At 66.7% G+C, this 12,272-nt stretch carries 14 protein-coding genes; 12 read left to right on the forward strand and 2 right to left on the reverse strand.

Annotated elements, in window-relative coordinates:
* Window positions 1-38: 38 nt before the first annotated feature.
* Window positions 39-1,928, reverse strand: a complete 1,890-nt coding sequence (parE, locus tag QZ853_RS04295) for a DNA topoisomerase IV subunit B (protein WP_295571000.1) — start codon at window positions 1,926-1,928, stop codon at window positions 39-41.
* Window positions 1,929-2,101: 173 nt separating this feature from the next.
* Between parE and QZ853_RS04300 the strand changes: the two genes are divergently transcribed.
* The 10 genes from QZ853_RS04300 (at window position 2,102) to truD (ending at window position 9,996) form a co-directional block, all read left to right on the forward strand.
* Window positions 2,102-2,335 carry a hypothetical protein gene (locus QZ853_RS04300; protein ID WP_295571002.1) on the forward strand — a complete coding sequence of 78 codons (234 nt, stop codon included), beginning with the start codon at window positions 2,102-2,104 and terminating at the stop codon, window positions 2,333-2,335.
* A 400-nt stretch (window positions 2,336-2,735) separates the two neighbouring features.
* Entirely contained in the window at window positions 2,736-4,400 is a 1,665-nt protein-coding gene (locus QZ853_RS04305) for a CTP synthase (protein ID WP_295571003.1), read from the forward strand.
* 89 nt (window positions 4,401-4,489) lie between these two features.
* Complete coding sequence (kdsA, locus tag QZ853_RS04310) at window positions 4,490-5,320, forward strand: 3-deoxy-8-phosphooctulonate synthase (RefSeq protein WP_295571004.1); 831 nt, start codon at window positions 4,490-4,492, stop codon at window positions 5,318-5,320.
* Window positions 5,317-5,664, forward strand: a complete 348-nt coding sequence (locus QZ853_RS04315; protein ID WP_295571005.1) for a hypothetical protein — start codon at window positions 5,317-5,319, stop codon at window positions 5,662-5,664. The genes kdsA and QZ853_RS04315 overlap by 4 nt, the downstream gene beginning before the upstream one ends.
* A complete protein-coding gene (locus QZ853_RS04320) occupies window positions 5,664-5,993 on the forward strand; it encodes a hypothetical protein (RefSeq protein ID WP_295571006.1) in 330 nt (109 codons plus the stop codon). The genes QZ853_RS04315 and QZ853_RS04320 overlap by 1 nt, the downstream gene beginning before the upstream one ends.
* A gap of 97 nt (window positions 5,994-6,090) precedes the next feature.
* Window positions 6,091-7,383, forward strand: coding sequence for a phosphopyruvate hydratase (eno, locus tag QZ853_RS04325; protein ID WP_295571008.1), 1,293 nt, complete (start codon window positions 6,091-6,093; stop codon window positions 7,381-7,383).
* A gap of 4 nt (window positions 7,384-7,387) precedes the next feature.
* A complete protein-coding gene (gene ftsB / locus QZ853_RS04330) occupies window positions 7,388-7,741 on the forward strand; it encodes a cell division protein FtsB (RefSeq protein ID WP_295571009.1) in 354 nt (117 codons plus the stop codon).
* Complete coding sequence (gene ispD / locus QZ853_RS04335; RefSeq protein ID WP_295571011.1) at window positions 7,738-8,436, forward strand: 2-C-methyl-D-erythritol 4-phosphate cytidylyltransferase; 699 nt, start codon at window positions 7,738-7,740, stop codon at window positions 8,434-8,436. The genes ftsB and ispD overlap by 4 nt, the downstream gene beginning before the upstream one ends.
* A gap of 34 nt (window positions 8,437-8,470) precedes the next feature.
* Entirely contained in the window at window positions 8,471-8,968 is a 498-nt protein-coding gene (gene ispF / locus QZ853_RS04340) for a 2-C-methyl-D-erythritol 2,4-cyclodiphosphate synthase (RefSeq protein ID WP_295571012.1), read from the forward strand.
* Window positions 8,965-9,996, forward strand: coding sequence for a tRNA pseudouridine(13) synthase TruD (gene truD, locus QZ853_RS04345; protein WP_295571014.1), 1,032 nt, complete (start codon window positions 8,965-8,967; stop codon window positions 9,994-9,996). The genes ispF and truD overlap by 4 nt, the downstream gene beginning before the upstream one ends.
* A 66-nt stretch (window positions 9,997-10,062) precedes the next feature.
* On the opposite strand, the gene QZ853_RS04350 is transcribed toward truD, so the two are convergent.
* Complete coding sequence (locus tag QZ853_RS04350) at window positions 10,063-10,602, reverse strand: Smr/MutS family protein (RefSeq protein ID WP_295571016.1); 540 nt, start codon at window positions 10,600-10,602, stop codon at window positions 10,063-10,065.
* Window positions 10,603-10,811: 209 nt separating this feature from the next.
* On the opposite strand from QZ853_RS04350, the gene surE reads away from it, so the two are divergent.
* Window positions 10,812-11,591 carry a 5'/3'-nucleotidase SurE gene (gene surE, locus QZ853_RS04355; RefSeq protein ID WP_295571018.1) on the forward strand — a complete coding sequence of 260 codons (780 nt, stop codon included), beginning with the start codon at window positions 10,812-10,814 and terminating at the stop codon, window positions 11,589-11,591.
* Complete coding sequence (locus QZ853_RS04360) at window positions 11,588-12,265, forward strand: protein-L-isoaspartate(D-aspartate) O-methyltransferase (protein ID WP_049429575.1); 678 nt, start codon at window positions 11,588-11,590, stop codon at window positions 12,263-12,265. The genes surE and QZ853_RS04360 overlap by 4 nt, the downstream gene beginning before the upstream one ends.
* Window positions 12,266-12,272: the final 7 nt, after the last annotated feature.

A 12,272-nucleotide genomic window follows, 5' to 3' on the forward strand; every position in this document is an offset into this window, starting at 1 on the left:
TAGTGCCGGCCAGCAGCCAGCACTACCAGAGGCTGCGGTCAGACTTCGAGCGAGGCGAGGTCGCCCTTCGATTCCAGCCAGCCCTTGCGGTCGGAGGCGCGCTTCTTGGCCAGCAGCATGTCCATCAGCGAGCTGGTCTGTTCGCGGTCGTCCACGGTCAGCTGTACAAGGCGCCGCGTATCCGGGTGGATGGTCGACTCACGCAGCTGCGGCGGGTTCATCTCGCCGAGGCCCTTGAAGCGGGTCACGTTGATGGCGCCCTTGATCTTCTCGCGTTCGATCTTGTCCAGCATCGAGCGCTTTTCTTCCTCATCCAGCGCGTAGAACACCTGCTTGCCCACGTCGATGCGGAACAGCGGCGGCATCGCCACGAACACGTGGCCGGCATCGACCAGCGCCGGGAAATGCTTCAGGAACAGTGCGGTCAGCAGCGTTGCGATGTGCAGGCCGTCCGAGTCGGCGTCGGCCAGGATGATGACCTTGCCGTAACGCAGGCCGCTGATGTCATCCTTGCCCGGGTCGCAGCCGATGGCGATGGCCAGGTTGTGCACTTCTTCCGAGGCCAGCACGCTGTTGGACGAGACCTCCCAGGTGTTCAGGATCTTGCCGCGCAACGGCATGATGGCCTGGAAGTCCTTGTCGCGCGCCTGCTTGGCACTGCCGCCTGCCGAGTCGCCCTCCACCAGGAACAGCTCGGTACGCGACAGGTCCTGGCTGATGCAGTCGGCCAGCTTGCCGGGCAGCGCCGGACCCTGGGTGACCTTCTTGCGGACCACCAGCTTCTCGGTCTTCAGGCGTGCGCTGGCGCGCTCGATGGCGATCTGCGCGATCTTCTCGCCCAGTTCCACGTTCTGGTTCAGCAGCAGGCTGAACGCATCGTGGGCGGCGCCTTCAACGAAACCGGCGGCCTGGCGCGAGGACAGGCGTTCCTTGGTCTGGCCGCTGAACTGCGGGTCGGTCATCTTCAGTGACAGCACGAACGACACGCGGTCCCAGACGTCTTCCGGGGCCAGCTTGACGCCACGCGGCAGCAGGTTGCGGAAATCGCAGAACTCGCGCAGCGCTTCGGTCAGGCCGGTACGCAGGCCGTTGACGTGGGTGCCGTGCTGCGCGGTGGGAATCAGGTTGACGTAGCTTTCCTGCACCAGTTCACCTTCCGGCAGCCAGGCCACGGCCCAGTCCACCACCTCGGTGTCCTTCTTCAGGTTGCCGACGAACAGGTCGGCCGGCAGCGATTCGCGCTCGCCCAGTTCCAGCTTCAGGTAATCGCGCAGGCCGTCTTCGTAGTACCAGGTATCGACTTCGCCGGTGGCTTCGTCGGTCAGCTTGACGGTCAGGCCCGGGCACAGCACCGCCTTGGCGCGCAGCAGGTGCTTGAGCGCGCGCACAGCGAACTTCGGCGTATCGAAGTACTTCGGGTCCGGCCAGAAGCGCACGCGGGTACCGGTGTTCTTCTTGCCGACGCTGCCGACCACTTCCAGCGGGGTGGCGCGGTCGCCGTTGCGGAAGGTGATGCGGTGCTCGGCACCGTCGCGCTTGATGTGCACTTCCACCAGGGTCGACAGCGCATTGACCACGCTGACGCCGACGCCGTGCAGGCCGCCGGAGAAGGTGTAGTTGTTGTTGCTGAACTTGCCGCCCGCATGCAGGCGGGTGAGGATCAGTTCGACGCCCGGGATCTTCTCTTCCGGATGGATGTCCACCGGCATGCCACGGCCGTCATCGCTGACCTCCACGCTGCCGTCCTTGTACAGGGTGATTTCGATCGAGCGGGCGTGGCCGGCGAGGGCCTCGTCCACCGAGTTGTCGATCACTTCCTGCGCCAGGTGGTTCGGGCGCGCGGTGTCGGTATACATGCCGGGACGGCGCTTGACCGGGTCAAGGCCGGACAGGACTTCAATATCGGCGGCGTTATAGCGGGCGTTCATCTATCTTTCTAAAGCGCGGAGCGACGCGCAAGTGTGCGGTCTGTGCGGCGAATTTGCACGCCTGCGGTTCAGCCTCGGCGGCAGGGAGGGGGTAAAATGGCAGTTGCTGGAATCTGGACGCCGGCGACCCCCGTTGGATCGAAACGTCCTAGCCATACCGCGAGGAGGACCTCATGAAGAAGTTGCTGACCATTGCGATCCTGGCCGCTGCCGCCGTTGCAGTGCCGCTGGTGATGGCGCAGAACGCCGGCCAGCCGGCCCCGCAGCAGGGCGACCAGGCCGACAGGGCGCAGGCCGAAGCTGATGCCAAGGCCAAGCGCCGTGCCCAGGCCAATGCCGAAATGAAGGCGCAGGGCCAGCCGGCCCCGCAGAAGGAAGAGGAAGAAGAGGCGCGCAAGAAGAAGTAACGCTTCTGCCCTCTGAAGCCCTTGCCACAAGGGATTCGCCCCCCGACGCCCCGCTCAGCGGGGCGTTTCTTTTGGGTGATGGCCGCAACTGCCTCTTGGGTTGGCGGCCATCAATCTGTAAACTATGGCTTTCCGGGAGCAAGTGCGTGTCCACCCTTTGCGAATGGGCTGGCACGACCATGCATGGTCGCCAGCAATGCGGGTCGCAGGTGACGGTCGATGTGACCGGCACGGCCGCCCCGACCTCGCAGGGTGGTCCCCGTCCGGCGACTGCCGCCGCACGGCCCAGCACCTCCCTCGCTGCCCCAGCGAACCGGAAAACCCCCTTCAAGCTCCATGCCCGCCCTCCGGGTGCGCGTGGTGTTGCCGTTTTCCATTTCCAGACAGGATGCTTGCAGCCATGACTCCCTTGATTTTCGTAACCGGCGGCGTGGTGTCCTCGCTCGGCAAAGGCATTGCCGCTGCGTCACTGGCCGCCATTCTCGAAGCCCGTGGCCTGAAGGTCACGATGATGAAGCTCGACCCCTACATCAACGTCGACCCGGGCACGATGAGCCCGTTCCAGCATGGTGAGGTCTACGTCACCGACGACGGCGCCGAGACCGACCTCGACCTGGGGCACTACGAGCGCTTCGTGCGGACCCGCCTGAGCCGCAAGAATTCGGTCACCACCGGCCGCATCTACGAGAACGTGATCCGCAAGGAGCGCCGCGGCGACTACCTGGGCGCGACCGTGCAGGTCATTCCGCACATCACCGACGAGATCCGTCGCTGCATCGATGAAGCCACCGAAGGCTACGACGTGGCCCTGGTCGAGATCGGCGGCACCGTCGGCGACATCGAGTCGCTGCCGTTCCTGGAGGCGATCCGCCAGGTGCGCACCGAGCGCGGCCCGGAAAAGGCGTTGTTCATGCACCTCACCCTGGTGCCGTACATCGGCGCCGCCGGTGAACTGAAGACCAAGCCGACCCAGCATTCGGTGAAGGAACTGCGCTCGATCGGCATCCAGCCGGACGTGCTGCTTTGCCGTTCCGAGCAGGCTGTGCCGGATTCGGAGCGCCGCAAGATCGCGCAGTTTACCAACGTCTCCGAGCGCGCCGTCATCAGCGTGCCGGACGTGGACGTGCTGTACCGTATTCCGTCGGGCCTGCATGCGCAGGGCCTGGACGAGATCGTGGTCAACCAGCTGAAGCTGTCCGACAAGGCCGGCCCGGTCGACCTGTCGATGTGGGAGGACGCGGTCGATGCGACCCTGCACCCGCTGGATGAAGTGACCATCGCCGTGGTGGGCAAGTATGTCGATCACCAGGACGCCTACAAGTCGGTCGGCGAGGCGCTCAAGCACGGCGGTCTGCGCCAGCGTACCAAGGTCAACCTGAAGTGGCTGGAAGCACAGGACCTGGAAGGCACCGACATGGCCGCGCTGGCCGATGTCGACGGCATCCTGGTGCCGGGTGGCTTCGGTGATCGTGGTTTCGAAGGCAAGGTGCTGACCTCGAAGTTCGCCCGCGAGCAGCAGGTGCCGTACTTCGGTATCTGCTACGGCATGCAGGCGGCGGTGGTGGATTACGCCCGCAACGTGGTCGGCCTGGAAGGCGCCAACAGCACCGAAAACGATCGCCTGTCGCCGAACCCGGTGATCGGCCTGATCACCGAGTGGCGCACCGCCACCGGCGATGTCGAGAAGCGCGACGACAAGAGCGACCTCGGTGGCACCATGCGCCTGGGTCTGCAGGAACAGCGCCTGAAGCCGGGCACGCTGGCCCGCGAGCTGTACGGCAAGGACGTGGTTGCCGAGCGTCACCGCCACCGCTACGAGTTCAACAACCGCTACCGCACCCAGCTGGAAGATGCCGGCCTGGTGATCGCCGGCAAGTCGATGGATGACACCCTGGTGGAAGTGGTCGAGCTGGCGCGCGATGCGCACCCGTGGTTCCTGGCCTGCCAGGCGCATCCGGAATTCCTTTCCACGCCGCGTGACGGCCACCCGCTGTTCATCGGTTTCATCCGCGCCGCGCGCGAGCGCAAGGCCGGCGGCAAGCTGCTTTCCGAAGCGCGCGCCTGACTTGTGAATGGGGGCTTCGGCCCCCATCCTGCATGCTTCAACCCCCAGCGCACCGGCCCGGCCGGTGCTGCGGACAACAAGGAAACGCCATGAAACTGTGTGGATTCGAGGTCGGGCTGGACCAGCCCCTGTTCCTGATCGCCGGCCCCTGCGTGATCGAGTCGATGCAGCTGCAGCTCGATACCGCCGGCAAGCTGAAGGAGATCACCGACAGGCTTGGCGTCAACTTCATCTTCAAGTCGAGCTTCGACAAGGCCAACCGCACCTCGGGCACCGCCTTCCGCGGCCCGGGCATGGAAGAGGGCCTGAAGGTCCTGGCCGAAGTGAAGAAGCAGATCGGCGTGCCGGTGCTGACCGACGTCCACGAATACACCCCGATGGACGAAGTGGCCTCGGTCGTGGATGTGTTGCAGACTCCGGCGTTCCTGGTCCGCCAGACCGACTTCATCCGCAAGGTGTGCTCGGCCGGCAAGCCGGTCAACATCAAGAAGGGCCAGTTCCTGGCACCGTGGGACATGAAGCCGGTCGTCGAGAAGGCCAAGGCAACCGGCAATGAGCAGATCATGGTCTGCGAGCGCGGTGCCAGCTTCGGATACAACAATCTGGTCAGCGACATGCGTTCGCTGGCAGTGATGCGTGAGACCGGTTGCCCGGTAGTATTCGACGCCACCCATTCGGTGCAGCTCCCGGGCGGGCAGGGCACCAGTTCGGGCGGCCAGCGCGAACACGTGCCGGTGCTGGCCCGTGCTGCCGTAGCGGTGGGCATTTCCGGCCTGTTCGCCGAGACCCATCCGGACCCGTCCAAGGCCCTGTCCGATGGCCCCAATGCGTGGCCGCTGGACCAGATGGCAGCTTTGCTCGAGACCCTGATGGAACTCGACGCGGTGACCAAGAAGCACGGCTTCTCGCGCTTCGCGTGAGCCAGGACCCGTGGCGGGCGCTGGAGAGCCAGCGCCGCCGCCGGCGCTGGGGGCAGTGGCCGTGGGGCGTAATCGCGCTGGGCCTGGCGGTGATGTGCTGGGTGGGGCTGTTCGGCCTGGTGCTGGTCGGTGCCGCGTCGATGCGCCCCCCCGGTGATGGCAGCAGTGCCGTGAACCTGAAGCCGTACCTGTTCACGCTGCTGCTCGGCGAGTTGCTGGGCGCCTGCGCAGGCGCGGTTGCCGCCGTGCTGGGCTGGCGGCTGAATCGCGGCAAGGTCGCTGCTGCGCTGGCGGTGGTCCTGCTCTCGCTATGGCTGGGCGTGCTGTTGCACGACCTGTTCTGATGAATACGATGCTGATGCCACGCGGCCGGCGCTGGGGCCTGATCGCCCTGCTGCTGGCCGTTGTTGCCTGGGCGAGCCTCGTCGCGGGCGTGCTGGCCTTTGCCGCCAGCTTCGCGCCGCCCGGCGATGGCAACCATGGCGTGCGGGCCATGCAGTACTGGATTCTGTCCGCACTGGTCGTGCTGGGACTGTCGTTCGGCGGCAGCGTGGTGGCGATGGTGCTGGCTTGGCGCCAGCAGCGTGGCACCGTGTGGGCTGCCTTGGCCGGTGGCCTGCTGGTGGTGATGGTGTCGCTGATCCTGATGGTGGCCGGGGCCAGTTGGGGCTGACGCCGCGCGTGCCATTTGGCAAGCGGCGGGCAGCCGGGGATAATCACGCGGCATTCGTTTTTGTCGCCCCCTCTCCATACAGGTAACCGGCCCGACCATGAGTACGATCCGCAGCATCCATGCCCGTGAAATCCTCGACAGCCGTGGCAACCCCACGCTGGAAGCCGAAGTCACCCTGGAGGACGGTTCGTTCGGTCGCGCCGCAGTTCCCTCCGGCGCCTCGACCGGCACCAAGGAAGCGGTCGAGCTGCGTGATGGCGATAAGACCCGTTACCTGGGCAAGGGCGTGCGCAAGGCCGTCGACAACGTCAACACCACCATTGCCGCCGCGCTGAAGGGCTTTGAAGCCAGCGACCAGGCCGGCCTCGACCGTCGCCTGATCGACCTCGATGGCACCGAGAACAAGGGCCGCCTGGGCGCCAACGCGCTGCTGGGTGTTTCGATGGCCGCTGCGCACGCCGCCGCTGCTTCGAGCAAGCAGGCGCTGTGGCAGTACCTGGCCGCCAAGACCGGGGTGAGCCCGTCGCTGCCGGTGCCGATGATGAACATCATCAACGGCGGTGCGCATGCCGACAACAACGTCGACTTCCAGGAGTTCATGGTGCTGCCGGTCGGCTTCACCTCGTTCTCCGAAGCGCTGCGCGCCGGTACCGAAATCTTCCATTCGCTGAAGTCGGTGCTGAAGGGCCATGGCCTGAGCACGGCGGTCGGCGATGAAGGCGGCTTCGCGCCGGACTTCCGCAGCAACGTCGAGGCGCTCGACACCATCCTCGAAGCGATCGGCAAGGCCGGCTACACCGCCGGTGAAGACGTGCTGCTGGGCCTGGACGTGGCGTCCAGCGAGTTCTTCGAGAACGGCAAGTACAACCTGGTCGGCGAGAACAAGCGCCTGACCTCCGAGCAGTTCGTCGACTTCCTCGCCGACTGGGCCGCGCAGTACCCGATCATCACCATTGAAGACGGCCTGGCCGAGAACGACTGGACCGGCTGGAAGCTGCTGACCGAGCGCATCGGTAAGAAGGTGCAGCTGGTCGGCGACGACCTGTTCGTGACCAACCCGAAGATCTTCCAGGAAGGCATCGACTCGGGCACCGCCAACGCGATCCTGATCAAGGTCAACCAGATCGGCACCCTGAGCGAAACCCTGGAAGCGATCGCCATGGCCGACCGTGCTGGCTACGCCGCCGTGGTCTCGCACCGTTCGGGCGAAACTGAAGACACCACCATTGCCGACATCGCGGTGGCCACCACCGCCACCCAGATCAAGACCGGCTCGCTGTGCCGCAGCGATCGCGTGGCCAAGTACAACCAGCTGCTGCGCATCGAGGAAGCTCTCGGCGCAGGCGCGCGTTACGCGGGTCGTGACGCGTTCGTTTCGCTGAAGCGCTGAGCCGATGCGCGACTGGCGCTGGATGCTGCTGGTGCTGGCCTTGTTGCTGGGCTGGCTGCAGTACCGCTTCTGGTTCGGTCCGGGCAATTCGGGCGAAGTGATGATGCTCGAAGCCCAGGTGGCCAACCAGGAGCGGGACAATGAGGGCCTGCAGCAGCGCAACGATGCGCTGGCTGCGGAAGTGAAGGACCTCAAGGAAGGCCAGTCCGCCATCGAGGAACGCGCGCGCAGCGAGCTGGGCATGATCAAACCCGGCGAGAAGTTCTACCGCGTGGTCGAGGATGCGCCGGTGCCTCCGGCGCAGCCGGCCGCCAGCGTCGGTGCGCAGGTTGGCGAACACCCGGCGGACGTGCCATGAGCGCGGCGATCTGGGGGGTGGTTCCTGCCGCTGGGCGTGGCACCCGCTTCGGTGCGCCGTTGCCCAAGCAGTACCTGCAGGCGGGCGGGCAGATCCTGCTTGCCCACACCCTCGACGCGCTGCTGGCACACCCGGCCGTGGCTGGGGCGATGGTGGTGATCGGGCCGGACGATGCCGATTGGCCAGGCTGGAACGACTGGGCCGGCAAGCCGGTGCTGACCTGCATCGGCGGCGCGACCCGTGCCGCGTCGGTGCTGGCTGGCCTGCAGGCGCTGCCGGAGTCGGTGCGCGCCGATGATTTCGTGCTGGTCCACGACGCGGCGCGGCCCAACCTGTCGCTGGCCGACCTCGGCCGCCTGCTTGAGGTCGGTCGTGCCGATCCGGTCGGCGCGATCCTGGCCGCGCCGGTGCGCGATACGCTCAAGCGTGCTGGTGATGACGGTGGCATCGATGGCACCGAGCCACGCGAACGCCTGTGGCGCGCGCTGACCCCGCAGCTCTTCCGCCGTCACCAGCTCAGCCGCGCATTGTCCGAGGCCGCGGCCGCCGGTGTCGACGTCACCGACGAGGCCATGGCCATGGAGCGCCAGGGCCAGCGCCCGCTGCTGGTGGAAGGCAGCGAGGACAACTTCAAGGTCACCACCCCGGCCGATCTGGACCGGTTCGAATTCGTACTTTCCCGCCGCGCTGGCTGATTGCCCGCGCGGCCCTGCTGCAAGGGTTGTATCCATGAGCACCGCACCGTTCCCGCCCGTCCGCATCGGCCAGGGCTACGACGTCCATGCCTTCGGCGAAGGCGATCACATCATGCTCGGCGGGGTGAATGTACCGCACAGCTGCGGCGTGCTCGCGCACAGCGACGGCGACGTGATCCTGCACGCCTTGTGTGATGCGATGCTCGGCGCGCTGGCGCTGGGCGACATCGGCCAGCATTTCCCGCCGAGCGACGACCGTTGGAAGGGCGCCGACAGCAGCGAGTTCGTGCGTCACTGCGACAGCCTGCTGCGCGAGCGTGGCTGGCGCGTCGGCAACACCGACATCACCGTGATCTGCGAGCGGCCCAAGGTCGGCCCGCATGCGCTGGCCATGCGCGAGCGCATCGGTGACCTGCTGCAGTTGCCGCTGGATGCGGTCAGCGTCAAGGCCACCACGTCGGAGAAGCTGGGTTTCACCGGCCGCGGGGAAGGCATCGCCGCGCAGGCGGTGGTGCTGCTGGTGGCGGCATGATTCCGCTGCCGTTGGCGTTTGGCGTGCCGCTGCTCAGCGCACGCATCCGCAGCACCCCCGAAGATTTCCAGGTCGATGAGCTGCCGGCCTTCGAGGCCAGCGGCGAAGGCGAACACCTGTTGCTGCACATCCGCAAGCGCGGTGCCAATACCGTGCACGTAGCCAAGGTGCTGGCCAAGTGGGCCGGCCTGCCCGATATGGCGGTCAGCTACGCCGGGATGAAGGATCGCCACGCGGTCACCACCCAGCGCTTCAGCGTGCACCTGCCCAAGCGCGTGGCACCGGACCTGGCCGAACTGGCCAGTGACGAGATCGAAGTGATCGATGCCACCTGGCACAACCGCAAGCTGCAGCGCGGCGCACTGGCCGGCAACCGCTTCAAGCTGGTGCTGCGCGAGGTGCAGGGCGACGCCGCGGCGATCAGCGAACGCCTGCAGCAGATTGCTGAGCGTGGCCTGCCGAACTGGTTCGGTGAGCAGCGCTTCGGCCGCGACGGCGGCAACGTACCCGCCGCGCTGGCGATGTTCGGTGGCCGCCGCATGCGCAAGGACCAGCGCTCGCTGCTGCTGTCGGCTGCGCGTTCGGCGCTGTTCAACCGTGTGCTGGCCGCGCGCGTGGAGCAGGGCAACTGGGACCAGCCGCTGGAAGGGGAAGTGTGGATGCTCGATGGCAGCCGCAGCGTGTTCGGTCCTGAGCCGTACAGCGACGTGCTGGCCGAGCGCCTGGCGCGTTTCGACATCCATCCCAGCGCGCCGCTGTGGGGCGAGGGCGAACTGCGCAGCGCCGATGCGGCACGCGAACTGGAGCTGGCCGCGCTGGAGGATGAAGAGTCCAAGGCCTTGCGGGCCGGCCTGGAAGACGCTCGCCTGAAGCAGGAGCGCCGCGCGCTGCGCCTGCGCCCGGCACTGCTGCAGCACCAGTGGCTGGCCGACGACGTGCTGGAGCTGTCGTTCGCGCTGCCACCGGGCTGCTACGCCACCGCCGTGCTGCATGAGCTCGGTCCGGTCGAAGACGCCTCGCAGGCCTGACCAAAAACGCGACGGGGGAACTAAGTCGTTTGTGGCACAAATGACGTAGTTCCCTCCGTCCTTTTTTCAACGCCGCGCGAGCAGCACCAGCACCGCACCAGTGCCGCCTTGTCCGGTCGGCGCCGAATGGAACGCCAGTACGTCGTTGCGCAGCCGCAGCAGACGGTCGACCAGGTTCTTCAGTACCGGCGCGCCGCCATCGGACTGCAACCCCTTGCCGTGGATGATGCGCACGCAGCCGTACTCGTGTGCATGCGCTTCCAGCAGGAACTGTCGCAGCAGAACCTCCGCCTGCGCGGCAGTGGCACCGTGCAGGTCCAGTTCGTCCTGCACCGAATACTGACCACGCTTCAGGCGCTGGAACAGGCGCGGCGGCAGGTTGTCGCGGCGGTAGCTGGCCACGTCGCCCGCTTCCAGTGGCGAACTGTCGCGCAGCAACCGGGCAAACTCGCCAGCCGCTTCAGCCTCGTCACGTTCGGCCATGCGCGCGCGCGGCTTCGGCCGGGGCGCGGCGGGGGCCGGCTCGGCATCCTTGCGCAACGGCGTCACTTCGCCGATGGCTGCCCGGAACAGGGCGGCCGGATCTTCGTCTTCAGGGTGCGACATGTGCACAGGGTAAACCGCGCACGCAGCGCTGCCTATGACGATTCGATGTCGGCCGTGAGCGCCGACAGGGTAGGACCTGTGGCCCGCATGCGGCACAATAGACGATGCCCTTGCAGGGTCGACGGCTTCCGCAGGGGAGCGCGACGGTCCCGCCCACACTGCACGGTGACGGAATCGAATTCTTGGAAAATCAAGCGGTTAAATCGAAGATGCGAATCCTGGTGAGTAACGACGACGGCGTCGACGCCGCAGGCATCCGGATGCTTGCCTCGGTGCTGCGCGAGGCCGGACACGAAGTGACGGTGGTCGCACCCGACCGCGATCGCTCCGGCGCCAGCAACTCGCTGACCCTGGATCTGCCGATTCGCCTCAAGCGCATCGACCACTACACCGTCTCGGTGGCCGGCACGCCGACCGACTGCGTGCACCTGGCGCTGACCGGCCTGCTTGAGTTCGAGCCCGACATTGTCGTGTCCGGCATCAACAACGTCGCCAACCTCGGCGATGACGTGATCTATTCCGGCACCGTTTCGGCAGCGATGGAAGGTCGCTTCCTCGGACTGCCGGCGGTGGCGGTCTCGCTGGTCAGTCGCAACCATGATCCGAAGCATTTCGAGACCGCCGCGCGTGCCGCGGTGGAGATCGTCGCCCGGCTCAAGGCCGATCCGCTTCCCGCCGACACGATCCTCAACGTCAACGTGCCGGACCTGCCGTGGAGCGAGGTCAAGGGCTTCGAAGTCACGCGCCTGGGCAACCGCCATCGCGCCGAAGGCTGCATCGCGCAGAAGGACCCGCGTGGCAATGAGGTCTACTGGATCGGCCCGGCCGGCCGCGAGCAGGACTCCGGCCCCGGCACCGATTTCCACGCGGTGCGCACCGGCCACATCTCGATCACCCCGATCCAGGTTGACCTGACCCGCTATCAGGCCCTGGAGAAGGTGGCCAGCTGGGTCGGTGGCCTCAGCGCCGCACTGGATCGGCCAGCATGAGCCCACGCCTGCGCCTGCAGCCGGAAGCCGTCGGCATCGGCATGACTTCGCAGCGCGTGCGTGACCGCCTGGTCGATCGCCTGCGCGAGGCCGGCATCGTCGACGAATCGACCTTGAATGCGATCCGGGTGGTGCCGCGTCATCTGTTCATCGACGAAGCGCTGGCGTCACGCGCCTATGAAGACACCGCCCTGCCGATCGGCCACGGCCAGACCATCTCCCAGCCGTGGGTGGTGGCGCGGATGACCGAGGCCGTGCTTCAGGTCTCGCCGAAGAAGGTGCTGGAAGTCGGCACCGGCTCCGGCTATCAGGCTGCAGTGCTCGGCGCACTGGGCCTGGAGATCTACACCGTCGAGCGTATCGGTGACCTGCTGCGGCAGGCGCGCAAGCGCTTCCGCGCGCTGGGCATGAACATCCGCACCAAGCATGATGACGGTCGCGCCGGCTGGGCCGAACATGGCCCGTTCGATGCCATCGTGGTCACTGCAGCGGCCCCGGCGCTGGTCGACGAGCTGGTCGGGCAGCTGGCCGAGGGCGGCCGCCTGGTGGCACCAGTCGGCGGGCCGGGCGGGCAGTCGCTGGTGCAGCTGGACCGCAAGGCCGACGGCAGCATCGAACAACGCGTGCTGGCGCCGGTCACGTTCGTGCCGCTGCTGTCTGGCATGCTCGATTAATCCACGG

This window comes from uncultured Stenotrophomonas sp., from assembly GCF_913778665.1.
Classification (GTDB): Bacteria; Pseudomonadota; Gammaproteobacteria; order Xanthomonadales; family Xanthomonadaceae; genus Stenotrophomonas.

Bases quoted from the DNA above. Each gene is read 5' to 3' on its own strand.
- QZ853_RS04305 (WP_295571003.1), top strand. From the start codon at position 2,736: ATGACTCCCTTGATTTTCGTAACCGGCGGCGTGGTGTCCTCGCTCGGC.
- QZ853_RS04300 (WP_295571002.1), top strand. From the start codon at position 2,102: ATGAAGAAGTTGCTGACCATTGCGATCCTGGCCGCTGCCGCCGTTGCA.
- kdsA (WP_295571004.1), top strand. From the start codon at position 4,490: ATGAAACTGTGTGGATTCGAGGTCGGGCTGGACCAGCCCCTGTTCCTG.
- QZ853_RS04350 (WP_295571016.1), bottom strand. From the start codon at position 10,602: ATGTCGCACCCTGAAGACGAAGATCCGGCCGCCCTGTTCCGGGCAGCC.
- parE (WP_295571000.1), bottom strand. From the start codon at position 1,928: ATGAACGCCCGCTATAACGCCGCCGATATTGAAGTCCTGTCCGGCCTT.
- eno (WP_295571008.1), top strand. From the start codon at position 6,091: ATGAGTACGATCCGCAGCATCCATGCCCGTGAAATCCTCGACAGCCGT.
- ispF (WP_295571012.1), top strand. From the start codon at position 8,471: ATGAGCACCGCACCGTTCCCGCCCGTCCGCATCGGCCAGGGCTACGAC.
- truD (WP_295571014.1), top strand. From the start codon at position 8,965: ATGATTCCGCTGCCGTTGGCGTTTGGCGTGCCGCTGCTCAGCGCACGC.
- ispD (WP_295571011.1), top strand. From the start codon at position 7,738: ATGAGCGCGGCGATCTGGGGGGTGGTTCCTGCCGCTGGGCGTGGCACC.
- QZ853_RS04360 (WP_049429575.1), top strand. From the start codon at position 11,588: ATGAGCCCACGCCTGCGCCTGCAGCCGGAAGCCGTCGGCATCGGCATG.
- QZ853_RS04320 (WP_295571006.1), top strand. From the start codon at position 5,664: ATGAATACGATGCTGATGCCACGCGGCCGGCGCTGGGGCCTGATCGCC.
- ftsB (WP_295571009.1), top strand. From the start codon at position 7,388: ATGCGCGACTGGCGCTGGATGCTGCTGGTGCTGGCCTTGTTGCTGGGC.
- surE (WP_295571018.1), top strand. From the start codon at position 10,812: ATGCGAATCCTGGTGAGTAACGACGACGGCGTCGACGCCGCAGGCATC.